This is a genomic window from Stappia taiwanensis (assembly GCF_014635285.1).
In the GTDB taxonomy this organism is placed as follows: Bacteria; Pseudomonadota; Alphaproteobacteria; order Rhizobiales; family Stappiaceae; genus Stappia; species Stappia taiwanensis.
In genome coordinates this window covers 99,073-124,817 of the sequence record NZ_BMCR01000009.1, presented here as the reverse complement: position 1 = coordinate 124,817, position 25,745 = coordinate 99,073, and the positions used below count along the sequence as shown (strand labels likewise).

The following is a 25,745-nucleotide window of genomic DNA, read 5'->3' as shown; positions in this document are numbered from 1 at the left end:
CGGTGCCCGTCAGTTGTAGAGCGCCTTCGGCAGCCAGGTGGCGATCTGCGGGAACATGAACATGATGGCGATGGCCAGCATCTGCAGCAGCACGAAGGGCAGAACGCCCTTGTAGATCATCGCCGTCGACACGCTGTTGGGCGCCACCCCGCGCAGGTAGAACAGGGCGAAGCCGAAGGGCGGGGTCAGGAAGCTGGTCTGCAGGTTCACGCCGACCAGAATGCCGAGCCAGACGGGGTCCACATCCAGTGCCAGCAGGATCGGCGCGGTGATCGGGATGACGATGAAGATGATCTCGAACGTGTCGAGAATGAACCCCAGCAGGAACATGATGAACATCACCACCGCCACGGCGGCGAGCGTGCCGCCCGGCAGGTTGGACAGGAACTCATGCACCAGATTGTCGCCGCCCATCAGCCGGAAGACGATGGAGAACACCGAGGCGCCGAACAGGATGATGAACACCATGCAGGTGATGGAGGCCGAGGCGATGGCGGTCTCGCGCAGCACCGAAAAGGACAGGCGCCAGCGCAGGCCGGCCAGCACCATGGCGCCGACCGCGCCGACGGAGGCCGCCTCGGTCGGCGTGGCAATGCCGCCGAGGATCGAGCCCAGCACCGCCAGAATGAGCATCAGCGGTGGCACCAGCGCCACGGCAACCTCGCGCAGGAGGTCCTTCTTTTCCTCCGGCGGAACCGGGGTTGCCGGGCAGGAGGCCGGCTCGAAGATCGCCTTGAGCGCGGTCCAGCCGAGATAAAGGCCGACCAGCAGCAACCCGGGCAGCAGGGCGCCGGCGAACAGGTCACCGACCGAGACCGGCACCGGGGCGAAGTTGCCCTTGGCCATCTGCACCTGGGAATTGATGCCCGACAGCATGTCGCCCATGAAGATCAGCACGGTCGAGGGCGGAATGATCTGGCCAAGGGTGCCGGAGGCGCAGATGACGCCGGAGGCGAGCCTCGGGTCATAGTTGGCCCGCAGCATCGCCGGCAGCGAGATCAGGCCCATGGTCACCACCGTGGCACCGACAACGCCGGTGGAGGCGGCCAGCAGCGCGCCGACGATGATCACCGACATGCCCAGGCCACCACGCATGTTGCCGAACAGCTTGCCCATGGTCAGCAGCAGCTGCTCGGCGATCTTCGAGCGTTCCAGCATCACGCCCATGAAGATGAACAGCGGCACGGCGACCAGCACCTCGTTGGTCATGTAGCCGATGTAGCGGTTGGCGAGAGAGCCAAAATTCGACGGATCGAACACCCCGAACCACATGCCGACCAGCCCGAACATCAGCGAGACGCCGGCCAGGGTGAAGGCAACAGGAAAGCCAAGAAGGAGGAAGCCGATGATACCGAAAAACATGAGCCCCGACAGGAGCTCGCCGACAAGGACAGGATCCATCAGGCGCTTGCCTCCGGTTTGACAGCCGTTTTCGCGTCGTAGCGCAGGGCCTCGGGCAACAGGGTCTCATTGCCGGTCAGCACCAGGATCGAGCGCAGCGCCATCGCGATACCCTGCAGCGCGACCAGCACCGCAAAGCCGAGAATGAAGGTCTTGAGAATGAAAAGCCCGGGCATTCCGCCCACATTGGCGGAGGCCTCGGTCAGCCGCCACGACCGGCTGACGAAGCTCCAGGCGTAGTAGAAGACGATCCAGGTGAAGGGCAGCAGGAACAGGACGACGCCGATCAGGTCGACCACCGCCTTTCGCCGCACGCTTGCGGGCCGGTAGAAAATATCGACCCGCACATGATCGTTGCGCAGCAGGGCGAAGCCGGCGACCGCGGTGAACATGGCACCATTCAGCCAGATGTAGAGATCCTGCATCCAGACGAAACTGCTGGAAAAGACGTAACGCTGGACCACCACCGTGAAACACACGGCGACAATGGCCAGCGACAGCCATGAGAAGATGTTGCCGATCAGGGTGTTGAGACCGCTGATGATCCGGACGATGGCGGCGAGCGCACGCATCGCTTTAGCCCCTGCCGCGCGCGGCGCGCGGTGCATGTGGATATGTCATGATCGGCCCTCTTTCCCTCCCGTAAAAAACGGGGCCGGCTGTGTCGCCGTTTCTCCCGTCCGCCCGTCGCCGGGCGCTGTCTGATTAGCAGCTTTGCGGCTTCTGCAAAAGCAAGGCAGAGCGAAAACTCCGCAATTTTAGCGAGAAAATACGGTTTTTTGTCTCTGGAAGCTGCGCGATGCAACGAGCACCGATCCGGATATACTGCGAAGGAATCACGGCAAGGCCGATAGTGGCGGAAGCGGCGCTTTCGATGGCGCGGGCAGGGGGAAGGTCCTTGCCCGTCTCCGGGTCGCGTTCCGCCGGGAGGAGACAGTTGACCATGCGCAATCGGGTTTCGCTCGATGACAAATACGATCTTGGCAAGGATCGGATCTTCCTGTCCGGCACCCAGGCGCTGATCCGCCTGGTCCTGATGCAAAAGGCGCGCGACCGCGCGGCCGGGCTCAACACCGCCGGCTATGTGACCGGCTATCGCGGGTCGCCGCTCGGTGCGCTCGACCAGCAGTTCCAGCGGGCGGCCAAGGTGCTGGCGCCGGCCGATGTGGTGTTCTCGCCGGCGATCAACGAGGATCTGGCGGCGACGGCGGTGTGGGGAACCCAGCAGGCGGAGATGCGCGGCGAGGGGCGCTTCGACGGGGTGTTCGGCATCTGGTACGGCAAGGGGCCGGGCGTCGACCGGTCGGGCGATGCGTTCCGACATGCCAATCTGGCCGGTACGTCGCGCCATGGCGGTGTGCTGGCGCTGATGGGCGATGATCACACCTGCGAAAGCTCGACCACGGCGCATCAGTCCGAATTCGCCCTTGTCGATGCGATGATGCCGATCCTCAATCCGGCGGGTGCGCAGGAGATCCTCGATTTCGGCCTCTATGGCTGGGCCTTGTCGCGCTATGCCGGGCTCTGGGCCGGGCTGAAACTGGTCAAGGACAATGTGGAATCCACCGCCTCGATCGACGGGCGTCTGGACCGGGTGCGGCCGATCCTGCCGGAGTTTCCGTTTCCGCCGGGCGGGGTGCATGTGCGCCCGAGCGATCATCCGCTGGCGCAGGAGGCCCGGCTGCACGAAGTCAAGCTGCCGGCGGCGCGCGCCTTCATCGCCGCCAATGCGCTCGACCGGGTGGTGCTGTCGGGCGGACGGACGCCCAGGATCGGCATCGTTTCCACCGGCAAGAGCTATCTCGATGTGGTCGAGGCGCTGGATCTTCTGGGTATCGACGAGGTGACGGCGGCGGACCTCGGGCTGGCGTTCTACAAGGTGGGCTGTCCCTGGCCGCTCGATGCGGATCGGCTGCGGGCCTTCGCCGGGGGGCTGGAACTCCTGATCGTGGTGGAGGAAAAACGGGCCCTGATCGAACCGCAGATCAAGGAACTCCTCTATCGCACGGCGGATGCGCCGCAGGTGCTGGGCAAGACCGACGAGACCGGGGCGATCCTGTTTCGCGCGCCGGGCGCGCTGGAGCCGATGCAGATCGCGTTGGAGATCGGCCGGCGGCTGCAGGCCCGCCGGCCGCAGGAACGGCTCGCCGCCCGGATCGCCGATCTGGAGGCGCGCAGCGAGCGGCTGCGGCGGACCGGAGATGTTGCCGTGCGCAGCCCGTATTTCTGTGCCGGCTGTCCGCACAATTCCTCCACCCATGTTCCGGAGGGAAGCCGCGCCTATGCGGGGATCGGCTGCCACTACATGGTGCAGTGGATGGACCGGCGGACCGAGGGCTACACCCAGATGGGCGGCGAAGGGGGCAACTGGATCGGCGAGGCGCCGTTTTCCCGCACCGGCCATGTGTTCCAGAACCTTGGCGATGGCACCTACAACCATTCCGGCGCGCTGGCGATCCGCGCGGCTAAGGCCGCCGGCGTCAATATCACCTACAAGATCCTTTACAACGACGCGGTGGCGATGACCGGCGGCCAGGCCCATGATGGCGGGCTGACGGTCGACCAGATCGCCCGGCAGGTGGCGGCGGAGGGCGCGCGGCGCGTGGTTCTCGTCACCGATGAACCGGGCAAGTATCCGCCCGCGACCAATTGGCCGGCGGCCATGTCGATCCATCATCGCGACGAGTTGCTGGAGGTGGAGCGGGAGCTGGCGCGCGAGCCGGGGTTGACCGTGTTGATCTATGATCAGACCTGTGCGGCGGAAAAGCGCCGGCGGCGCAAGCGCGGGCTCTTCCCCGATCCCGATGAGCGGATCCTGATCAACGACCTGGTGTGCGAGGGCTGCGGCGATTGCGGCGTCCAGTCAAACTGCGTCGCGGTGCAGCCGGTGGAAACCGAATGGGGCCGCAAGCGGACCATCGACCAGTCTTCCTGCAACAAGGACTTTTCCTGCGTGAAGGGGTTCTGCCCCTCCTTCGTCAGCGTGCGCGGCGGGGTGCTGAAGGGCCGGGCGGTCAGCGCGCCGGCGGCGCCCGCCGTGCCGGAGCCGGAAATCGCGCCGCTTGACCGGGTGCATTCGATCCTGATCACCGGCGTTGGCGGCACTGGTGTTGTCACCGTCGGCGCGGTGCTCGGCATGGCGGCGCATCTCGACGGGCTCGGCTGCGGCATCATCGACATGGCCGGTTTGGCGCAAAAGGGCGGGGCGGTGACCAGTCACCTGAAGCTGGCGCCACGCCCGGAGGATATCTCGGCGATCCGGGTCGGCACCGGCGGGGCCGATCTGGTGCTGGCCTGCGACATCGTTGTCGCCGGCTCGGCCAAGGTGCTGACGGCGATGCGCGAAGGGGCGACCACAGCCGTCGTCAACACCCATGAGACCCTGCCAGGCGATTTTACCCGCAATCCGGATTTCAGCCTGCCGGGCCGGCAGTTGGTCGCGGCCATCGAGCAGGCAACGGGCGCCGGCCGCAGCCGCTTCATCGACGCGACCGAACAGGCGACCAAACTGTTCGGCGATGCGATCGCCGCCAACATGTTCCTGCTTGGCTACGGCTGGCAGATGGGAGCGATCCCGCTCACCCGTGAAGCGATCGAGGATGCCATTCGGCTCAACCGGGTTTCGGTGGAGATGAACCTTGCCGCCTTCGCCTGGGGGCGGGTGGCCGCCGTCGATCGCGAGGCGCTCGCTCAGGCGGTGCGGACCGGTGAGGCGGTGCCTGAGCATCACCGCCTGTCGGAAAGCCTTGATGAAATGATCGCCCGGCGCAGCCGGTTTCTCGCCGAGTATCAGGACAAGGCCTATGCGGATCGCTTCGCGCGGCGGATCGCGGCGCTGAAAGCGCGGGCGGAACCGTTCGGCACAGACGGGGAGGTGTTGGTGCGCACCGGCGCCCGCGAATTGTTCCGGCTGATGGCGATCAAGGATGAATACGAGGTGGCCCGGCTTTATTCCGGCAGTGCCTTCCGCCGGCAACTGGAGGATACCTTCGAAAGCCATGGCCGGCTGGAGTTCCACCTGGCGCCGCCGCTTCTCAGCGGCACCGATCCGCGCACGGGGCGTCCGGCCAAGCGCCGGTTCGGTCCTTGGGTCATGCCGGTGTTCGGTCTTCTGGCGCGGATGAAGCGTCTGCGCGGTGGGGTGTTCGATCCGTTCGGCCGAACGGAAGAGCGGCGGATGGAACGGCGGTTGCGCGATCGGTTCGAGGCGATTGTCGACGATGTGGCGGCAACGCTCGATGCGGAGCGGATCGGTGCGGCCACCGCGCTGCTGGCCTGGCCGGAGACCATCCGCGGCTTCGGACCGGTGCGGGCGGAGGCGGCGGAACGGGCGGAGGCGCGGCTCCCGGAGTTGCTGGCAGCCTGGCGGGCCGGGACCGAGGCATCGCAGCAGGCGGCGGAATAGCGCGCGGGCGGCGGCTGACGGCGGTCAGCCGCCCCAGTCTACCTGGGTCGTCAGCATGTAGCCGGAGCCGTAGACGGTGCGGATCAGCGACTGGCCGCCGGGCCGGGTCAGCTTCTTGCGAATGCGGGAAATGCGCACGTCGATGGCCCGGTCGAGCGCGTCGTCGCGTCCGCCATGCTCCAGCAGATAGTCGCGGCTGAGCACCCGTTTGGGCGCGCGCAGCAGGGCGGTCAGAAGGGTCGTCTCGCTGGTGGACAGGAAGGTCTCGGTTCCGTCAGGGCCCACCAGCCGATGTGATCCCGGCTCGAAGCTCCAGCCGGAAAACCGGGCGATTTCGCAGCTCGGTGCGCTGGGGGCGGGCTCGGGCGCTGCCCGGCGCAGCAGGGAGCGGATCCGGGCAACGATCTCGCGCGGATCGAACGGCTTGACCACATAATCATCCGCGCCAAATTCCAGCCCCATGATCCGGTCGGAGGCATGGGCCCGGGCCGACAGGACAAGAATCGGCACCGGCGCATGGGCGCGGATGCGGTTGATCACCTCCATGCCATCCATGTCGGGCAGGCCGAGGTCGAGGATCACGGCGGCGGGGGCACGGTCTTCCAACGCCAGAAGAAAGGCATCTGCGGTGGCGAATTCCTCGGTGTTGAACCGGTAGGTCGCCAGCGTTTGCGTCAGCAGGTCGCGAATGGCGGCTTCATCCTCGACGATATGGATCAGGGCGTCCTCGGGCGCCACGGCCTCCCTGTCGCGGATCGGGTCGGGATGGGTCATGAGGCAAGGATCTCGCTCATGGTCTGTGCAAGGGCGCAGATGGTGAAGGGCTTGGCCAGAACCGGACAGTCCCCAGCCGCGCAGTCCGTTGGCACACCCTCCTGCCCCGGCCCGCGTCGGTAGCCGGTCATGAGCGCGGTCGGCAGGTCGGGGCGGGCACGGCGGATCGCGGCAACGAGATCCATTCCGTTCATCTGACCCGGCATGACGACATCGCTCAGGACCGCTCGAATGTCGGGGACGGAGGCAATCAGGTCAACTGCGTCTTTCGCCTCATTGGTGACGAGCACGGTGTAGCCGAGGGCGCAAAGCTGATCGCGCACCACATTGGCGACATCGGTATCGTCATCGACCAGAAGGATCAGTTCACCCTGGCCGGCGGGCATGGGCATGTCGCCCGTATCCGCATCATCGGCGGGAATGGCGTGATGGACGGGCAGCCACAGGCAGATGCGCGCGCCCTTGTCCGGCTGACTGTCGATGGTGATGCCGCCGCTGGCCCGGCGGGCGAAGCAATAGACGGTGGGAAGGCCGAGGCCGCTGCCGGTGCCGAAGGTCTTGGTGGAAAAGAACGGATCGAAGGCCTGCCGGCGCACCTCCTCGCTCATGCCGTGACCGGTATCGGCAACCAGGATCCGCGCATAAGTGCCCGGCGCGATGCCGATGGCTTCGGCCTCGGCGGTCTCCAGGCAGGCCTCGTCGAGGGTGACGGTCAGACTGCCGCCGTGCGGCATGGCATCCCGGGCGTTGAAGATCAGGTTGACGAGGGCGTTTTCCGCTTCCGATGGATCGATCCGGGCGATCAGCGCCGGCGCCTGGCTGGTGATGGTGAGGGCGATGGAGGCCGGCAGGGAGCCGGCGACCAGCCGTTCGATGTTGCTCAGCAGGGCGGCCAGATGAACGGGTTTGGCATCGGGGGTGTCGCCGCGGGCGAAGGCCAGGAGGCGCCGGGTCAGGTCGGTGCCGCGCTGGGCCGCCTGCAGGATCGGGTCGAGATGGGCGGCAAGGTCCGGCATGGCCGGCGCTTCCACCTTGCGCTTGAGGCTCAGAACGTTGCCGATGATGATGGTCAGGAGATTGTTGAAATCGTGGGCAACGCCGCCGGTCAGCTGTCCGACCGCTTCCATGCGCCGGGCCTCGGCAAGGGCGACCTCGCTGCGTTTCTGGTCGGTGGCGTCAAGGGACAGGACGAAACAGCCGAGCGTGCGCCCGTCGAGGGTCCGGTCCGGAATAAGCGTGGAGCGCATGTGCACCAGCCGGCCGTCCTTGCGGGTGCGTGAATACTCGTAGGACACGGCCTCGCCTTCGAAGGCCCGGTCGATATGCGGGACGATCTGCGGGTAGAGCTCGGGGCCGATAACCTCCTCGGCGGGTCGTCCGACAATCGATTCCACCGTGTGATCGAACCATTTGGCATAGCGCCGGTTGGCGAAGCGATAGACCGGCCCCGGGCCGATATAGGCGATCAGCGCCGGAACGCTGTCGGTGACCAGCCGTAGCCAGTCCTCGCTTTGGCGCAGCTGCCGGGTGCGCTCGGCGACGGTGCGTTCCAGCGTCGCCTGCTGTTGCCGGTCGCGGGTGACATCGGTGTAGGTGGTGACGAAGCCGCCGGCCGGCAGCGGCGCGCCGGTGACCAGCACCACCTGCCCGTCGGGCCGCTTGCGCTCGAAGGTGTGCGGCTCGAACAGCCGCGCCCGCTCCACCCTTCGGGCGACCAGCACCTCCACGTCGCTGTCGCCATATTCGCCGCGCGCGGCATTGACGCGCAGGAACTCGGCCAGATGAGTGCCGCGCTTGGCCAGATGCCAGGGGAACTCCAGCAGCTCGAACAGGCGTCTGTTCCAGGCCACCAGGCGCAGGTCCGCGTCGAAGACGGAAAACCCCTGGTTGATATGGTCGAGCGCGGCCTGCAACAGGTCGAGGCGGTCGCGGTAAAGATCTCCGGTCAGCATGAACTGAGTTTAGGCAAAGAAGCGCCCGTGTCGAAGAAAAAGCGAAAGGGCGGGCCGGCGGAGGGCGATGCGTGGCCGCTGACCTACCAGGACAGGGAGGCTGACACAATTCGTTGCAATTGGCACATACTGGCGCAACGTGCGGCGAATAGCGTTGCAGTTGAGCGCGCACCTGCGTCAGTCTCGGGTAAGTCTCCAAGAAGAGAGAAGAGGTTGGACGGTTCAGGATGTGATAATATCGGCACGCTTGAAAACGCGACCCCGGACAACCGGGGCGTCCAGAAGGGAAGAAACGCTATGGCAGGGTCGCCCGTCGTCGAGCGCCTCGACGAGGACACCTTTCCGAAATTCCTTTTGCGCAATGCCAGGGTCTTCGCGGACCGCCCGGCCATTCGCGAGAAGGATCTCGGAATCTGGCAGGCATGGACATGGGCGGAGGCCCTTGAGGAAATCCGTGCCTTTGCTCTCGGTCTTCGCGGCATCGGGTTTTCCGCCGGTGACAAGATCGCGATCATCGGTGGCAATCGTCCGCGCATGTACTGGTCCATGGTTGCCGCGCAGTCGCTCGGCGGCATGCCGGTTCCGCTCTACGCGGACTCGGTCGCCGAGGAGATGGCCTATGTGCTGGAACACGCGGAGGTGCGTTTCGCCTGCGTCGAGGATCAGGAGCAGGTCGACAAGATCCTGTCCACGGCCGACGCGCTGCCAAAGCTGGAGCAGGTCGTCTATGACGACCCGCGCGGTCTGAGAGACTACGACCACACGCGGCTGCACAGTTTCGAAGCGCTGCAAGAGGCAGGGCGGGCGGCGATGGCGGCGGACGCGTCGCTTGAGGCGGCCTGGCGCGAGGGCATCCAGGCGGCCAAGGGCAGCGACCTTGCGATGATCCTCTACACCTCCGGGACCACCGGACGGCCGAAGGGGGTGATGCTCTCCTTCGACAACCTGGTGATTTCCGCGCGCAACGGCAATGCGTTCGACGGGCTCGACGAGCATGAAGAGACGCTGGCCTATCTGCCGTTGGCCTGGATCGGCGACTATGTCTTTTCGATCGCCCAGTCCTACATCGCCGGCTATTGCGTCAATTGTCCGGAAAGCCTGGAGACCGTTCTATCCGACCGGCAGGAGATCGCGCCGACCTATTTCTTCGCGCCGCCGCGGGTGTTTGAGGGAATGCTGACGCACATCATGGTGCGGATGGAAGATGCGGGCACCCTCAAGAAGAAGATGTTCGACAGCTTCATGGCGCTGGCGCGCCGGGTGGGCGAGCGCATACTCAACGGTGAGGCCGTCGGCTTCCGCGACCGGCTGGCCTACGCGCTCGGCGAGATCATGGTCTACGGGCCGCTGAAGAACCAGATGGGCTTCACCCGGCTGAAGGTCGGCTATACCGCCGGCGAGGCGATTGGTCCGGAGATCTTCCGCTTCTATCGCTCGCTCGGGCTCAATCTCAAGCAGCTCTACGGTCAGACCGAGGCCAGCGTCTACATCACCATGCAGCCGGACGGCCAGATCTTCGGCGACACGGTGGGCACGCCGGCGCCGGATGTGGAGCTGAAGATCGCCGACAATGGCGAGGTGCTCTATCGCTCGCCGGGCGTGTTCGTCGGCTACTACAAGAACGATGAGGCGACGCGCGCCACCAAGACCGAGGATGGTTGGGTGTTGACCGGCGATGCCGGCTACATCGCCGAAAATGGCCATCTGAAGATCATCGACCGCGCCAAGGATGTGGGAAAGCTGACCGATGGGGCGCTGTTCGCGCCGAAATACATCGAGAACAAGCTGAAGTTCTTTCCCAACGTCAAGGAGGCGGTGGCCTTTGGCGACGGGCGCGACTTCTGCGGCGTGTTCGTCAACATCGACCTCACGGCGGTGGGCTCCTGGGCCGAGCGCAACAACGTCAATTATGCCTCCTATCAGGAACTGGCCGCCCATCCGGACGTCTACAACATGATCCAGGACCATGTGGATCAGGTGAACCGGGACCTTGCTTCCGAGCCGATGATGGCCGGGGCGCAGATCAAGCGTTTCCTGATCCTGCACAAGGAGCTGGATGCGGATGACGGCGAGCTGACGCGCACCCAGAAGGTCCGCCGCTCCTTTATCGCCGAGCGCTATGCCCCGTTGATCGAGGCGCTCTACGACGGCTCCGCCCGCAAGCATGTGCGGACCGAAGTCACCTTCGAGGACGGCCGTAAGGGCGCGATCGAGGCGGATGTGGAGATTCGCGACATGACGATCCATCCGACGTCCGGTGGTGGCTTGCAGGAGGCGGCGGAATGAACGTTCTGGTAAAACCGGCGGGAATGCAGCCCGACGGGGAGACGGCGCCGGGAGAGGTGCTGCTGCGCATCGACAGCGTTTCGCTGTCCTTTGGCGGCGTAAGGGCGATCACCAACATCTCCTTCGACATCATCAAGGGAGAAGTGCGGGCGATTATTGGCCCGAACGGTGCCGGCAAGACGTCGATGCTCAACGTGATCAACGGCTTCTATCACCCGCAGGAAGGGACGATCACCTGGCGCGGCAAGGTGCGGCGCAAGATGAAGCCCTATGAGGCGGCGAGCCACGGCATTGCCCGCACCTTCCAGAATGTCGCCCTGTTCAAGGGGATGACGACGCTGGACAACATCATGACCGGGCGCGGGCTGAAGATGCATTCCGGTTTCCTGTGGCAATGCCTGCGCGTCGGACCGGCGCTGCGCGAGGAAATCGAACATCGCCGCAAGGTCGAGGAGATCATCGATTTCCTGGAGATCCAGGCGATCCGCAAGACGCCGGTCGGGCGGTTGCCCTATGGCCTGCAAAAGCGGGTGGAGCTGGCCCGGGCGCTGGCGATGGAGCCGGAGCTGCTTTTGCTCGACGAGCCGATGGCGGGCATGAACCTTGAGGAGAAGGAGGACATGAGCCGCTTCATCCTCGACGTCAACCAGCAGTTCGGCACCACCATCGCGCTGATCGAACATGACATGGGCGTGGTGATGGATCTGTCCGACAGGGTGGTGGTGCTCGACTACGGGCGCAAGATCGCCGACGGACCTCCGGAGGAGGTGCAGGCGAACCAGGATGTGATCGACGCGTATCTCGGGGTCTCGCACTAATGGACATGCTCTACAACATCCTCATCGACCCCTTCGTGCAGATGGTCGATGCACCGGACTTCCTGATCCAGGTGGTCTGGGAAGGCTTCGTCGCCGGCGTGCTCTACGCCCTGATCGCCCTCGGTTTCGTGCTGATCTACAAGGCCTCGGGCGTCTTCAATTTCGCGCAAGGCATCATGGTCGTGTTCGCTGGCCTGTCGCTGGTGGGCCTGCACCAGAAGGGGGTGCCGGCCTGGCTGGCGCTGATCCTGGCGATCGGCATCATGGCGATCCTCGCCGTGTGCATCGAAAAGTTCGTGATGCGGCCGCTGGTCGGCCAGCCGGACATCATCCTGCTGATGGCCACCATCGGCATGACCTATTTCCTGATCGGCCTCGGCGAAGTGATCTTCGGCGGCGAGCCGAAGCAGATGATCACATCCGAGCTCGGCCTGCCGACCGGCTCGACGGCCTTCGAAATGGGCGAGCGCGGACTGGTGATCCTCCAGCATATCGATATCGCCGCTGCGGTCATCGCGCTGCTGATGGTCGGCGGCCTCGCGGTCTTCTTCAACCGCACCCGTATTGGCCGCGCCCTGCGCGCGGTGGCCGACGACCACACCGCGGCCCTGTCGGTGGGCATCTCGCTCAATCAGATCTGGGCGATTGTCTGGTTCGCCGCCGGCATCGTCGCGCTGGCCACTGGCATCATGTGGGGCGCGCGGTCGGACGTGTCGTTCGCCCTGGAGATCGTGGCGCTGAAGGCGCTGCCGGTGCTGATCCTTGGCGGGTTCACCTCCATCCCCGGCGCCATCATCGGCGGGTTGATCATCGGCATCGGCGAGAAGGTCGGCGAGATCTACTGGGGTGGCCTCGTGGGAGGCGGCATCGAAAGCTGGCTTGCCTATGTCATCGCGCTGGTCTTCCTGCTGTTCCGTCCGCAGGGCTTGTTCGGCGAAAAGATCATCGAGCGGATTTGAGGAGCCAGCCATGTTCTATCGTGAAGCCGGCCAGTACAAGACCACCTATGCTGCCGACCAGCAGATCTTCCCGATCCGCCAGGATCGCATCGGGATCGGGGTCATCCTCGTCCTCGCCCTCCTGCTGCCGCTGGTGGCGAGCGAGTTCATGCTCTCGGCCATCGCCATTCCCTTTCTGATCCTGGCGCTCGCCACGATCGGCCTCAACATCCTGACGGGCTATGCCGGCCAGCTTTCGCTCGGCACCGGCGCCTTCATGGGGGTGGGCGCCTACAGCTGCTACAAGCTGGTGACGATCTTCCCGGAGGTGAACGTCATCGTCCACATCCTGCTGTCGGGGGTCTTCGCTGCGGCGGCGGGCGTGGTCTTCGGCCTGCCGTCGCTGCGCATCAAGGGTCTGTACCTTGCGGTGACGACGCTCGCCGCGCAGTTCTTCCTCGAGTGGTGCTTCATCCGCATCTCGTGGCTTTACAACTACAATGCTTCCGGCGCGATCGAGGTGCCGGGGCGAGAGTTCTTCGGCACGCTGGTCACCGGCCCGGCGGCCGGCGGCATCTCCCGCTACTACGTGGTGCTGGCCATCGTCGTGGTGATGACCCTGCTCATCAAGAACCTGATCCGTGGCCGCATCGGCCGGCAGTGGATGATGATCCGTGACATGGACATCGCCGCCGAACTGATGGGCGTGCGCCCGCTGGTGGCCAAACTCTCGGCTTTTGCGGTGTCGTCCTATGTATGCGGCGTCGCCGGCGCGATGTTCGTGTTCTTCTATCTTGGCGCCGCGGAGCCCGCGGTGTTCTCGATCACCCTGTCGTTCCAGGTGTTGTTCATGGCGATCATCGGCGGCCTCGGCTCGCTGGTGGGATCGTTCTTCGGCGCGGCGTTCATCTGGATCCTGCCGATCCTGATGCGCGTCGGCCTGCCGGCTCTTGGTGTCGATATCGCCGCCGAGACCGTGTTCCAGGTCGCGCAGATGGTCATCGGCGCGCTCATCATCTTCTTCCTGATCGTCGAACCGCACGGGCTGGCCCGGCTGTGGGCGATCGGCAAGGAGAAACTCAGGGTCTGGCCGTTCCCTTACGCGTGATCAGGGAGGATCCGCAGGGAGGGGCGACCCTCAGATGCCACCGGGGTGCAAGCCGGACCCGGTCCAACTGGCGAGACTCCGTTGGCAAGGCCCCCACAAGGGGCACGAATGGGAGGAAGGCTCCGCAAGGGGCACGAACGGGAGGAAAGAAAAACATGCGAATGAAAACTCTCCTGGCGGGATCGGTCCTGATGGGCTTGGCGGCGTCCTTCGTCGCTCCGGCCATCGCCGAGGATTCCGTCTACATCCAGCTGCCGACCTACCGGACCGGCCCGTATGCCGGGTCGGGCATCCACATCGCCAACGGCATGTCCGACTACCTGGCGATGATCAACGCGCGCGACGGCGGCGTGAACGGAGTCAAGATCGACTTCGACGAGTGCGAGACCGGCTACGACACGCAGAAGGGCGTGGAGTGCTACGAGCAGGCCAAGGCGAAGAACACGCTGGTCTTCAATCCGTGGTCGACCGGCATCACCCTGCAGGTGATCCCGAAATCGTCGGTCGACAAGATCCCGGTCCTGTCGATGGCCTATGGCCTGTCCGCGGCGGCCGACGGCAACACCTTCCCCTGGGTATTCAATCCGCCGGACACGTATTGGGACGGCCTGTCGGCGATCATCAAGTATATCGGCGAACAGGAAGGGGGCATGGAAGGCCTCAAGGGCAAGAAGATCGGCTACATCTTCCTTGACGCTGGCTACGGCCGCGAGCCGATTCCGCTGCTTGACAACCTCGCCCAGAAGTACGGCTTCGAGGTGCTGCAGTACCCGGTTGCGGGCAAGGAGATGCAGAACCAGTCCTCGCAGTGGCTGTCCATCCGCCGCGACCGTCCCGACTATGTCGTGATGTGGGGCTGGGGGGCCATGAACCCGACCGCCATCAAGGAAGCGGTGAAGAACCGTTTCGACATGTCGAAGTTCATCGGCGTGTGGTGGGCCGGTGGCGACGAGGACGCACGGGCCGGTGGCGCGGGCGCCAAGGGCTACAAGTCCGTCAGCTTCAACAATGTCGGTGCCGACTATCCGGCCCTGCAGGACATCAAGAAGCTGGTTGTGGATGCGGGCAACTCGCACACCCCGGCAGATACGATCGGCGAGAATCTCTACAACCGGGGCGTCGTGAATGCCCTCTACATGGTCGAAGCGATCCGCACCGCCCAGGAGATGACGGGCAAGAAGGTGATCAACGCCGAGGACATGCGCCTTGGTCTGGAGAACCTCAAGATCGACGAGGCACGTCTGGAGGCCATCGGCCTGAAGGGCATGATCGCGCCGATCGAGATCACCTGCTCCAATCACTCCGGTCACCACCCGCTGTTCATTCAGGAATGGGACGGCGAGAAGTGGACCTCGGCGACCGACTGGTTCTCGCCGCTGACCGAAGAGGTCACGCCGATCCTGATGCAGGCCTCCAAGGACTACGCGACGTCGAATGCCCCGTGGCCGACGCGTGACGATGCCTGCCCGGCCAACTGAGCCGGCATCGCACGAAAAGACCCCGGTCCGCGGACAGACTGCGGACCGGTCCTAGCTCCGCCGGCCCGCGCCGTATCCGCCCGGGCCGGCCCGCCCAACGCTAGCGCCGGAAGACTGACATGGACGCCAATGCACGGCAGACCGAGACGTCCGCTTCGACCATCCTCGCTGTGAACAACATCGAGGTGATCTACAACCACGTAATTCTGGTGCTGAAGGGCGTTTCGCTGACCGTGCCGGAAGGCGGCATCGTTGCCCTTTTGGGCGCCAACGGCGCCGGCAAGACCACGACCTTGAAGGCCGTGTCGAACCTTCTGCAGGCCGAGCGCGGCGATGTTACCAAGGGCACGATCGTCTTCAAGGATGAGCGGGTCGAGGCCTTGTCGCCGAACGACCTGGTGCGGCGCGGCTGCATCCAGGTGATGGAGGGCCGGCATTGCTTCGGCCATTTGACCATCGAGGAAAACCTTCTGACTGGCGCCTATACCCGCAAGGATGGCGGGGCGGCGGTCAAGGCCGATTTGGAGATGGTCTACGATTACTTCCCGCGGCTGCGCGAGCGGCGCGGCAGCCAGGCGGGCTACACTTCCGGCGGCGAGCAGCAGATGTGCGCCATCGGCCGGGCGCTGATGAGCCGACCGAGCATGATCCTCTTGGACGAACCCTCCATGGGTCTTGCTCCTCAGCTCGTCGAGGAGATCTTCGAGATCGTCAAGGAGCTCAACGAGAAGGAGGGCGTTTCCTTCCTGCTTGCGGAGCAGAACACCAATGTCGCCCTGCGCTACGCCACGTATGGCTACATCATGGAGTCGGGGCGCATCGTGCTCGACGGTGCCGCCAAGGCGCTGCGCGAGAACGAGGACGTTAAGGAATTCTATCTGGGTGTCGGCGGCGAAGGGCGCAAATCCTTCCGAAACGTCAAGCACTACAAGCGACGGAAACGCTGGCTGGCCTGAGCCGCCAGGCACGGTGCGCTGTCCGCCGCGACACGCTCCGACAAGGATTCGACAGGAATGACACTGACGTTGCCGAAAGGCGGCGCAACGCCCGGCCGGGCGAGGGGTAAGCCATGAGCGCAGAGCACTTCGATCAGCTCGAAATCCAGGATCCCGATGCGCGGGAAGCGGATCTGTTTGCCCGTTTGCCCGCGCAGATTGCTTACGCCAAGGACAACGCACCCGGGTGGGCGGCGCATCTGGCGGGGATCGACGCGGAGGCGGTGTCCAGCCGGGAAGCGCTGGCGGCCCTGCCGGTGCTGCGCAAACCGGAATTGATGGCTGCGCAGGTGCAAAATCCGCCGTTCGGTGGGTTTGCTGCCGGTGACCCATCCGCGTTCGGCCGCATCTTCATGTCACCGGGGCCGGTCTGGGAGCCGCAAGGAGAGGGAACGGATCCCTGGAGCTGCGCTCGTGCACTGTTCGCGGCCGGGTTCCGGCCCGGGGATGTGGTCCACAACGCCCTGTCCTATCAGTTGACGCCGGGCGGCTTTATCCTCGACCTTGGTGCCCGGGCGCTCGGCTGCACGGTGTTTCCGGCCGGTGCCGGCAACACCGAGGCCCAGCTCGATGCGCTGGAGGCCTTGCGTCCCGTTGGCTACACCGGCACCCCGGACTTTCTCAAGGTGCTGCTCGACAAGGCGGCGGAGACCGGCCGGGATGCGTCTTCGATCCGCAAGGCGCTGGTCTCGGGTGGGGCGCTGTTTCCCAGCCTCAGGGCGGAGTACGAGAGCCGGGGCGTTTCGGTTTTGCAGGCCTATGCGACGGCCGATCTTGGCGTCATTGCCTATGAGAGCATGGCCGATGAGGGATTGATCGTCAGCGAGAACATGATCGCCGAGATCGTGCGTCCGGGAACGGATTGCCCCGTGCCCGAAGGGGAGGTGGGCGAACTGGTGGTGACCTGTTTCAGCCGGTCCTATCCGTTGATCCGGTTTGGCACCGGGGACCTTTCGGCGGTGGTCTCCGGTCGCTCTTCGTGCGGGCGCACCAACATGCGCCTGAAAGGCTGGATGGGGCGCGCCGATCAGCGCACCAAGGTCAAGGGCATGTTCGTCGATCCGAAGCAGGTGGCCGCGGTTCTCGCCCGGCACCCGGAGGTGGCGCGGGCACGGCTGATCGTGGAGCGGGAGCAGGATCGGGATGTGATGCGGCTTGCCTATGAGGTGGCTGGCGACGTGCCGGCGGACCTGGGAGCGGCCTTGTCCACAAGCCTGCGCGAGATCACCAAACTGGGCGGCGCGGTCGAGCTGGTGGCACCGGGCAGTTTGCCCAATGATGGCAAGATTATTTCAGACGAGCGCAATTACGATTCATGATAGATTGTTCATAAAGGGGTAATGTTATTTCCGACGATGGATAAAAACGCGGGCGTTCGTGTTGCGCCCGCGTTGGCTCTCGTCCTATTCATAGTTCGGTAACCACGACTTCACGGATATGGATCCGGCGGATGCACGGGACTGAAAACGCGATGAGCGGTGCGGCGATCCTTCTGGTCGAGGACGACCCGGATGATGTGCGCATCATTGAGAAAGCGCTTGAATCCTCAACGGTTCCGGTGACGATCTCGACCGTGGAAAACGGGGTGGAAGCGCTGGAGTTGCTCGACAAGGCCGCGCTGGCCGGCGAGCCCGCCCCGGATCTCATCCTGCTCGACCTCAACCTGCCGATCATGAGTGGTACCGAGTTTCTCACCAAGCTTCGCGCCCACCCGACCCTGAATGCCATCCCTGTGTGCGTTTTCACCACCGCCGATGATGCAATCACCATTCGCCGGGCCTATGCGGCCGGGGCGAACGCGGTGGTGACCAAGGCCGACAGCCTTGTCGGTATGAGCACGGTGCTCAACACCATTGTCGAGTTCTGGTTCAAGGTCGCCGAGCGCTACAGTACGGACTGATCCTGCGTCCTTGCACGTTTCCTAAAGACGATAACTTGCGGCGGTGTTGCCTCGGGCGACGATCCGAAACGGGACCTATCGCGTAAAGCCCTGAGGCGGACAGGCCATGGGGCTGGGTGCCGGATCTGACCGATCGCGCAGGTGAACCACCGAGACCGGCGATTTTGCCGCATGGTGGTGTTTCCGGCATGATGCAGGTTGTTCGGTGCGGCCAATGCCTTATGTCACAGCCACATGAGACGGACGCAGAATCGGGAGCCGAAGGGACAGCATGACGGTCATCGCAGAACAGGCGCAGGAAAAAGAGCGGGCTCACGAGATGCGCCAGATACGGCTGCCGGGCGACCATCCGCCGGTGAAGGCGGGTCGGATCGGCGTATTGCTGGTCAACCTTGGCACGCCGGACGGCACGGACTTCTGGTCGATGCGCCGGTACTTGCGCGAGTTCCTGACCGACAAGCGGGTCATCGAATGGCCGAAGGCGCTGTGGTATCCGATCCTCTATGGCATCGTCCTCAACACCCGGCCGAAGAAATCCGGCAAGGCGTATGAGGAAATCTGGAACACAGAGCGCGACGAATCTCCGCTTCGCACGATCACCCGCAGCCAGTCGGACAAACTGGCCGCCGATCTGGCCGACGCGGATGAGCGCATCATCGTCGACTGGGCGATGCGCTATGGCAACCCGTCGATCCCCTCCCGGCTTGACCACCTGCGGGCGCAAGGATGCGAGCGCCTGCTGGTGTTTCCGCTCTATCCGCAATATTCCGCCTCGACGACGGCGACCGTCAATGACGTGGTGTTCAAGGAACTGACCAAGCTGCGCTGGCAACCGGCGCTGCGCACGGTTCCGCCCTACCATGACGATCCGGTTTATATCGACGCGCTGGCCACCTCGATCGAGACCGAGCTTGCCGGGCTCGACTTCGAGCCGGAAACGGTGCTGGCTTCGTTCCACGGCATTCCGCAGTCCTATTTCCGCAAGGGCGACCCGTATCATTGCCATTGCCAGAAGACGACGCGGCTCCTGCGCGAGCGGCTCGGCTGGTCGCCGGACAAGCTGCGGATCACCTTTCAGTCCCGGTTCGGTCCGGAGGAATGGCTGCAACCTTACACGGACAAGACCGTGGAGAGCCTCGCCAGGGAGGGGATGAAGCGGATTGCCGTCCTCAATCCGGGCTTCGTGGCCGATTGCCTGGAGACGCTGGAGGAAATCGCCGGGGAAGCGGGGGAAATCTTTCACGAAAACGGCGGCGAGAAATTCGCCCATATTCCCTGTCTGAACGACAGCGAGGAGGGAATGCGGGTGCTGCGCACCATTGTCGAGCGCGAACTGTCCGGCTGGGTCTGACATTGGGGAGGATGCGGCCCCGGCGGCATCCTCAACGCTTGCGGAACGCGGCGAAGCGGTTACAACTCCTTGCAAGGATGGCGCCCGGACGGTCGGAACCCTGAGGGGTCTGTGCTCCCGACCCGAGCCTGTGATGAACGGGCCGGCGCGCCACAAGGCATGCGAGAAAAGGATTGGCGCTCATGCTTGAGGGCATTGTCGGGTTTGACCTTTTTGTCATCGGTCTGTTCGTGCTGGCGGTTCTTGTCGTCCTTGCGGGCGTCAAGACGGTGCCCCAAGGCTACAATCACACGGTCGAGCGGTTCGGGCGCTATCGCAAGACGCTGACGCCGGGGCTGAACTTCATCGTGCCCTTCGTCGACCGCATCGGTCACAAGATCAACATGATGGAACAGGTCCTCGACGTTCCCTCCCAGGAGGTGATCACCAAGGACAACGCCACCGTGACCGCCGATGGCGTCACCTTCTATCAGGTGCTCGACGCGGCCCGCGCCGCCTATGAAGTGTCCGGTCTGGAAAACGCCATCCTCAACCTGACCATGACCAACATTCGGTCGGTGATGGGGTCGATGGATCTCGATGAGCTTCTGTCCAACCGGGACGAGATCAACGCCCGGCTGTTGCAGGTGGTGGATGCGGCCGCCTCGCCCTGGGGCCTGAAGATGACGCGGATCGAGATCAAGGACATCAATCCGCCGCGCGACCTGGTCGATGCCATGGGACGCCAGATGAAGGCGGAACGCGAGAAGCGCGCCTCGATCCTTGAGGCGGAAGGCAAGCGCCAATCTGAGATTCTGCAGGCGGAAGGCGAGAAGCAGTCGCTGATCCTGGAGGCGGAAGGGCGGAAGGAAGCGGCCTTCCGCGACGCTGAGGCGCGCGAACGCGCGGCGGAGGCCGAAGCCAGGGCCACACAAATGGTCAGCGAGGCGATTGCCGCCGGCGACATGCAGGCGATCAACTATTTCGTGGCCAACAAATATGTCGAGGCTTTGGGCGCTTTCGCCAAATCGCCGAACCAGAAGCTTATGATCCTGCCGACCGAGACCACTTCCGTTCTCGGATCGCTGGCCGGCATCGCGGAGATTGCGAAAGATGCGTTTGCCGAGGATGGCCGTGGCCGGTCGCGCGGCGGTTCGGTCCCGGCGACTGGCGGGCGCGAGGGAGGCAACAACGCGTGAGCATCGTTGAACGGATCGTCTTCGAGCTTGGACCCTGGTCCTGGTGGATCCTCGGATTGATCCTGCTCGCGCTCGAGGTGCTGGCGCCGGGAACCTTCTTTCTCTGGTTCGGGCTGGCGGCGTTGATCGTCGGCACGCTTGCGCTGTTCATCGATATGGCCTGGCAGGTGTCGCTGGTGCTGTTCGTGGTGGTGTCGCTGGTGTGCCTGTTTGCCGGGCGGGCGTTGATGCGTCGGTCCGAGGCCGACACGGATGAGCCTCACCTCAACCGACGCGGCGACCGGCTGGTCGGGCGCGAATTCATTCTGCACGAGCCGATTGTGGACGGAAACGGACGAATTCAGGTGGATGACGGGTTCTGGCGTGTCGCCGGGCCGGATTGTTCTGAGGGAACCCGGGTGCACGTCGTCAGGGTTGAGGGGGCGCAGTTGATCGTTCGCCCGGTTGACGGAAAATAGCTCCGGACGGCGTCAGCCGGACCAGACCGGAGCGGCGTGGGGCTGGGCGGCCAGCCTCTCGCACGGGCGATCTCGGGCGTAGCGCCCTGGTCAGATGATGTGCTTGCGGATGGCGGTCAGGGATTGTGGCCGAGCGGCAGCGGCGGATCTTCCGCCATCAGCAGGATGCCGATCCGCCGGTTGGCGGCCAGGAACGGATCGTTCGGAAACAGCGGTTCGGTGTCCGCCTTGCCGACCACGCCGAAGAAGCGATCGCTCGGAATGCCGTATTCGGCAAGGATCTGCCGCGCCGCATTGGCGCGGTCGGCGGAGAGCTCCCACGCCGTGTAGCCGGGATTGACGCTGGTCCGGCCAGACGTGGTGTGTCCGGTGATCTGGATGCGGTTGGGCATCCGGGCAACCACCGGCGCCATCTTGGCCAGCAGCCGCCGGGTGATTTCGTAGGGATATTTGGAGCCTTCGGGGAACATTGACCGGCCATCCTGGTCGACCAGGGTGATGTTCAGCCCTTCCTCGGTTTCTTCAAGCAGGATGTTTGACGAGATCTCGGTGATGTCGGGCAATTCCTGCCAGGCCTGGCGCAGGGAGGCGGCAGCGGTTGCGAACTGACGCGGATGCTCGATATCGGCCTCCTTGACGTCATGGGTGTTCGCCTCCGGTCCCTGCTTGCGCCGGTTCTCATGACGGTCCTTGGCGAAATCCGAATCGAGCTCTTCCGGAACCTGGGTAATGTCCTTCATGTAGTCGCGGATCGGGATGCCTTCGACTTCGATAATGCCGGTGCGCTTGGAGACTTCCTTGACGCCAAAGGCGTCGCGCATGGAACCGGCGACAACCTGCAGCTTCTGCTTGTCCTGGATCGAAAAGGAAATGATCAGCACGAAGAAGCAGACGAGCAGGGACATCAGGTCGGCAAAGGTGACCAGCCAGGCCGGGGCGCCACCGCCTTCTGCTTTTTTCCGTGCCATGGGTCAGGCCTCCGCGCCGGCGTTGGAACTCATGCCGCTTCCGCGAATTCGGCGCGGGCCTTCTCCGGGACATAGGCGATCAGCATGTCGCGGATCAGCGCCGGGCTCTTGTTCTCACGAATTTGCATCACCCCGTCGATCACCAGTGTCTGGTTCACCTCCTCGATGTCGAACTTGGAATCGAGCTTGTCGACGATCGGCAGGCAAATGACGTTGGCGACGAGCGCGCCATAGAGCGTGGTCAAGAGGGCGATGGCCATGGACGGACCGATGGTGGATGGGTCGTCCATGGTCGCCAGCATCTGCACCAGGCCGACAAGGGTTCCGATCATGCCGAAGGCGGGCGCGGACTCGCCCAGGGCCTTGAACACCTTCTTTCCTTCCTGAAGGCGCTCCAGATAAAGATCCCGTTCCCGCTCCATCGCGTCCTTGATGAAGGCGCCCTCATAGCCATCGGCAATATACTGAATGCCCTTGGCAAGACTGGCGTCGGAGACCTCGACATTTTCCAGCCCGAGCGGACCGGACTTGCGCACGGTGTCGGCAAGGCTGGTGATGTCTTCGATCAGGTCGCGGGGATTGACCTTCTTGTGGGTGAAGGCGGCCTTGCTGCCGACAATGAATGCGCTGCCGATGCCGGCAAGGGGGAACCGAACCAGCGTTGCCGCGAAGCCGCCGCCGAGGACGATCAGGATTGAGGGCAGATCAATGAACTGGGCGATATTTCCGCCGAGCAGGATGGCGATGGTAACCACTGCAAAGGCGGCGACAATGCCGATGATTGAACTGAGATCCATTTCCCACCACGCTCCGGAGCTGGTAGCCCGCATGACTTCCGGGAAGGATCATAGGCCGCACATGGCTAATCTTTCCCTAAGCCGCCGTTCACGATGAACGTGGTTCTGGAATACGTTTCTCAGGGTAAATGCGCGGTTAAATACCGGTCTGGCCGATCAGCGGAGTCAGGCGACGCCATGGCGGAGCAGGTCGTGCAGATGCAGGATGCCGACCGGCATCCCGTCCTCAACCACGAAGACCGAGGTGATCGATTGGCTGTTGAGGAACTCCATCGTCGAGGCGAGCAGCATGTTGGGCGCAACGGATTTCGGTGAGCGGGTCATCACATCGCCGACGGTCTTGTCGAGGAAGTCCGGGCTGAGATGGCGGCGCAGGTCGCCATCGGTGATGATGCCGATCAGCCGTCCGTCCGCATCGACGACGCCAAGCACGCCGAACCCCTTCTGGGTAATCAGGACGATGGCCTCGCCCATGGAGGTTTCCGGGGTGGTCAGCGGCAAGGCATCCTGCCCGTGCATGATGTCGCGGGCATGCTGCAGGCTGGCGCCAAGACGGCCGCCGGGGTGGTAGACGCGGAAATCCTGAGCGGTGAAGCCGCGGCCCTCCAGAAGGGCAATCGCCAGGGCATCTCCGGTCGCCATCTGCAGGATCGTGGAGGAGGTGGGCGCAAGCCCATGCGGGCAGGCTTCTTCCACCTTGGGCAGTTGCAGCAGAATGTCGGCGGCGCTGCCAAGGGCGCTGTCGGCGCGGGAGGTGATGGCAACGAGGGGCACGGAGAAGCGGCGTGTGTAGCCGATGATACTCGCCAGTTCCTGTGTCTCGCCGGACCACGACAGGGCCAGCACCACATCCGCATCGGTGATCATGCCCAGATCGCCATGCGCGGCCTCGGTGGCGTGGACGAAGGAGGCCGGCGTTCCGGTCGAGGCGAGGGTCGCGGCGATCTTGGCGCCAACATGGCCGCTCTTGCCAACGCCGGTGACGATCACCCGCCCCTTGGCGCCGGCAATGGTGCGCACCGCAGTGGCGAAGGGCGTTCCCAATCCGTTTCCAAGCGCTTCATGCAAGGCTTCCAGGCCGTCGATTTCGGTCCGGATGGTCCGCAGGGCAGATGCGAGCGGGCGGGCGTCATCCTGCGCTTCCGGCCGGTCGATCTTCGCTGTTGCCGTCATGGTTTCGTCCTTGGGTCCTTGATGGGGACTGCTTAACCGGGTGGAAACAACGCGGCAAGGGAGAACTTGTCGCGCAGGCAAGTGGCCATGCCCCGGGCCATGCGGTGGATCGGTGCGGGGCGCACTGTCTTCAAGCAACGAACCGTTAACCTTAACAGCCGATGATCATTTGCAAATTGGGTCGGTGTCGCCGGCCGATGCACATGGTTCGGTGATGCTCCGCTACGGCACTCTCGTCATTTCCTCATTTGCCTGTCTCGCCATGCTGATGCCTGTGCGTGCGCAGGAGGCGGATCTGCGTGGTGGCTTTGGTGTGGTTCTGCCGGCCCCCGGAGCGGAACCGGAGGAGGGCGTGGACGCGGTCGATGGCGCCGGCGAGACGGCCGGTCTTGCCGTGGGCGGCTTGCGCGGTGTGGATGCGGGCGAAGAGGTCGAGGCACTGGCCACCGTGGACAGGCAGCGTCCGATCCAGCCCTTCGCCGAGCGGGTCCGGGCGGTGCAGCGGCGCACGCCGGCGGGGAACCGGGCGGTTCTCGACGATACGGTCTATGCCGGCGATACCTTGCGCGATCAGCCGAGCGGCATTCGCCTGGGCTCGTTCCTGCTTTACCCGGAGCTGGCGGTCGGCATCGGCTGGACCGACAACCGGGCCAATGACGCAAACGGCACGCCCGGCCCTTCCTATATCGTCGCGCCCACCTTGCGGCTGGAATCCAACTGGTCGCGGCACAGTCTCGGGGTCAACTTTCGCGGCAGTTACATCGGCTACGGCGATGATGCGGTGGATGACGACCCGAACATCACCACGGATGCACTTCTGCAGCTCGACCTCAGCGAGCGCACCCAGGTCGATCTCGACGCCCGCTACGGGCTGTCGCTGGAAGACCGGGGGAGCGCGGAATCGAGCGGTACCGGTCAGGACGTGCATGAGTTCGGTACGGGTGTCGCCTTGAGGCGCTCGCTCGGGCTGATCGGGGCCGTGCTCAGCGGGCGGGTGGATTCCACCCACTACACCGGCCGGGACGGCAGCGCCTCGGAGGGTAACCGGGACAATGCGCTGTTTACCGCCGCCTTGCGTATCGACGGGCAGACCGGCGCGCGCTTCCAGCCCTTTGTCGAGGGGAGTGGCTTCAAGCGCCGGTATTTCGAGCAATGCTCCGATCCGACCCAATGCGCCGACCGGAACTCGGTTGGCTATGGTCTGCGCGCGGGCTTCACCTTCAATGGCGGGTCGAAGTGGAGCGGTGATCTCAGCGCCGGCTGGCGGGCGGAGCATCTTGACGATCCGCGGCTGAAGGTGCTGCAGGGGCTGACCGTTGATGGATCCCTGATCTGGTCGCCGACGCGATTGACCACGGTGACCGCCTTGCTGGGGACGAATTTTGCGCCTTCAACCATCAGCGGCACACCGGGGTCGGTCATCTATTCGACGGATCTGCGGATCGCCCACGGCTTCTCCGACGCGCTCAGCGGCGAGGTGGGCGTGGGGTATTCGCTGCGCGACTATACGGGGATCATGCTGAAGGAGAAGGAGGCGCGGGCGACCACGGCGCTCACCTGGGCCTTTACCTCCAAGGTGGCGCTGCAGGCGCGCTACACGTTCCGCCGCTTCATCTCGACCACGCCAGGGTCCGGATACAGTTCAAATGCCATCGAGGCCGGATTGCGTTTTCGTCATTGAACGCCATCTGCTAGACGCGGATCGCCAACTGGCCACCGCTCGGAGCCGTCAAACGGTTCCGGTTTCATCCTGAGTTTGGGGAGT

At 64.4% G+C, this 25,745-nt stretch carries 20 protein-coding genes; 13 read left to right on the top strand and 7 right to left on the bottom strand.

All coding sequences use genetic code 11. The features are described 5' to 3' along the window. Positions 1 to 9 precede the first annotated feature (9 nt). On the bottom strand, positions 10 to 1,401 hold the full coding sequence (locus tag IEV83_RS17910; protein ID WP_181760568.1) for a TRAP transporter large permease: 1,392 nt from the start codon (positions 1,399 to 1,401) through the stop codon (positions 10 to 12). Then, positions 1,401 to 1,973 (bottom strand): TRAP transporter small permease subunit, encoded by a 573-nt coding sequence (locus IEV83_RS17905; protein ID WP_181760567.1) that lies wholly within the window; start codon positions 1,971 to 1,973, stop codon positions 1,401 to 1,403. The genes IEV83_RS17910 and IEV83_RS17905 overlap by 1 nt, the downstream gene beginning before the upstream one ends. A 371-nt stretch (positions 1,974 to 2,344) precedes the next feature. Here IEV83_RS17905 and IEV83_RS17900 point away from each other — a divergent pair, with 371 nt between their 5' ends. Further along, the gene (locus IEV83_RS17900; protein WP_181760566.1) at positions 2,345 to 5,806 is read left to right on the top strand and encodes an indolepyruvate ferredoxin oxidoreductase family protein; all 3,462 of its coding nucleotides are present in this window, start codon (positions 2,345 to 2,347) and stop codon (positions 5,804 to 5,806) included. 24 nt (positions 5,807 to 5,830) lie between these two features. Here the strand turns inward: IEV83_RS17900 and IEV83_RS17895 are convergent, their stop codons facing one another. Both IEV83_RS17895 and IEV83_RS17890 read right to left on the bottom strand, forming a co-directional pair. Then, positions 5,831 to 6,580, bottom strand: coding sequence for a response regulator transcription factor (locus IEV83_RS17895; protein ID WP_181760565.1), 750 nt, complete (start codon positions 6,578 to 6,580; stop codon positions 5,831 to 5,833). Continuing rightward, positions 6,577 to 8,532 carry a PAS-domain containing protein gene (locus IEV83_RS17890; protein ID WP_181760564.1) on the bottom strand — a complete coding sequence of 652 codons (1,956 nt, stop codon included), beginning with the start codon at positions 8,530 to 8,532 and terminating at the stop codon, positions 6,577 to 6,579. The genes IEV83_RS17895 and IEV83_RS17890 overlap by 4 nt, the downstream gene beginning before the upstream one ends. 297 nt (positions 8,533 to 8,829) lie before the next feature. Here IEV83_RS17890 and IEV83_RS17885 point away from each other — a divergent pair, with 297 nt between their 5' ends. The 11 genes from IEV83_RS17885 (at position 8,830) to IEV83_RS17835 (ending at position 21,042) form a co-directional block, all read left to right on the top strand. Continuing rightward, complete coding sequence (locus IEV83_RS17885; protein WP_181760563.1) at positions 8,830 to 10,818, top strand: AMP-dependent synthetase/ligase; 1,989 nt, start codon at positions 8,830 to 8,832, stop codon at positions 10,816 to 10,818. Continuing rightward, positions 10,815 to 11,636: an ABC transporter ATP-binding protein gene (locus IEV83_RS17880; protein ID WP_181760562.1), complete on the top strand. Its 822-nt coding sequence runs from the start codon at positions 10,815 to 10,817 to the stop codon at positions 11,634 to 11,636. The genes IEV83_RS17885 and IEV83_RS17880 overlap by 4 nt, the downstream gene beginning before the upstream one ends. A gap of 5 nt (positions 11,637 to 11,641) precedes the next feature. Then, the gene (locus IEV83_RS17875) at positions 11,642 to 12,595 is read left to right on the top strand and encodes a branched-chain amino acid ABC transporter permease (protein ID WP_181760614.1); all 954 of its coding nucleotides are present in this window, start codon (positions 11,642 to 11,644) and stop codon (positions 12,593 to 12,595) included. A gap of 10 nt (positions 12,596 to 12,605) precedes the next feature. Then, on the top strand, positions 12,606 to 13,682 hold the full coding sequence (locus tag IEV83_RS17870) for a branched-chain amino acid ABC transporter permease (RefSeq protein ID WP_181760561.1): 1,077 nt from the start codon (positions 12,606 to 12,608) through the stop codon (positions 13,680 to 13,682). 155 nt (positions 13,683 to 13,837) lie between these two features. Then, on the top strand, positions 13,838 to 15,160 hold the full coding sequence (locus IEV83_RS17865) for an ABC transporter substrate-binding protein (RefSeq protein ID WP_181760560.1): 1,323 nt from the start codon (positions 13,838 to 13,840) through the stop codon (positions 15,158 to 15,160). 119 nt (positions 15,161 to 15,279) lie between these two features. Next, the gene (locus tag IEV83_RS17860; RefSeq protein ID WP_181760559.1) at positions 15,280 to 16,116 is read left to right on the top strand and encodes an ABC transporter ATP-binding protein; all 837 of its coding nucleotides are present in this window, start codon (positions 15,280 to 15,282) and stop codon (positions 16,114 to 16,116) included. Positions 16,117 to 16,229: 113 nt separating this feature from the next. Then, entirely contained in the window at positions 16,230 to 17,474 is a 1,245-nt protein-coding gene (locus tag IEV83_RS17855) for a phenylacetate--CoA ligase family protein (RefSeq protein ID WP_181760558.1), read from the top strand. 131 nt (positions 17,475 to 17,605) lie between these two features. Continuing rightward, positions 17,606 to 18,055, top strand: coding sequence for a response regulator (locus IEV83_RS17850; protein ID WP_181760557.1), 450 nt, complete (start codon positions 17,606 to 17,608; stop codon positions 18,053 to 18,055). A gap of 319 nt (positions 18,056 to 18,374) precedes the next feature. Beyond that, on the top strand, positions 18,375 to 19,406 hold the full coding sequence (hemH, locus tag IEV83_RS17845) for a ferrochelatase (protein WP_209003240.1): 1,032 nt from the start codon (positions 18,375 to 18,377) through the stop codon (positions 19,404 to 19,406). A gap of 182 nt (positions 19,407 to 19,588) precedes the next feature. After that, positions 19,589 to 20,584, top strand: a complete 996-nt coding sequence (locus IEV83_RS17840) for an SPFH domain-containing protein (RefSeq protein ID WP_181760555.1) — start codon at positions 19,589 to 19,591, stop codon at positions 20,582 to 20,584. Next, positions 20,581 to 21,042, top strand: coding sequence for an NfeD family protein (locus IEV83_RS17835; protein WP_371873492.1), 462 nt, complete (start codon positions 20,581 to 20,583; stop codon positions 21,040 to 21,042). The genes IEV83_RS17840 and IEV83_RS17835 overlap by 4 nt, the downstream gene beginning before the upstream one ends. 116 nt (positions 21,043 to 21,158) lie before the next feature. Here IEV83_RS17835 and IEV83_RS17830 read toward each other — a convergent pair whose 3' ends face one another. From IEV83_RS17830 to IEV83_RS17820, 3 genes are all read right to left on the bottom strand, one after another. Beyond that, a complete protein-coding gene (locus IEV83_RS17830) occupies positions 21,159 to 22,010 on the bottom strand; it encodes a flagellar motor protein MotB (RefSeq protein WP_181760554.1) in 852 nt (283 codons plus the stop codon). 29 nt (positions 22,011 to 22,039) lie between these two features. Then, positions 22,040 to 22,807: a motility protein A gene (locus tag IEV83_RS17825; RefSeq protein WP_181760553.1), complete on the bottom strand. Its 768-nt coding sequence runs from the start codon at positions 22,805 to 22,807 to the stop codon at positions 22,040 to 22,042. A gap of 165 nt (positions 22,808 to 22,972) precedes the next feature. Next, the gene (locus IEV83_RS17820; RefSeq protein ID WP_181760552.1) at positions 22,973 to 23,980 is read right to left on the bottom strand and encodes a KpsF/GutQ family sugar-phosphate isomerase; all 1,008 of its coding nucleotides are present in this window, start codon (positions 23,978 to 23,980) and stop codon (positions 22,973 to 22,975) included. A gap of 184 nt (positions 23,981 to 24,164) precedes the next feature. On the opposite strand from IEV83_RS17820, the gene IEV83_RS17815 reads away from it, so the two are divergent. Beyond that, complete coding sequence (locus tag IEV83_RS17815; protein WP_181760551.1) at positions 24,165 to 25,661, top strand: outer membrane beta-barrel protein; 1,497 nt, start codon at positions 24,165 to 24,167, stop codon at positions 25,659 to 25,661. Positions 25,662 to 25,745 lie beyond the last annotated feature (84 nt).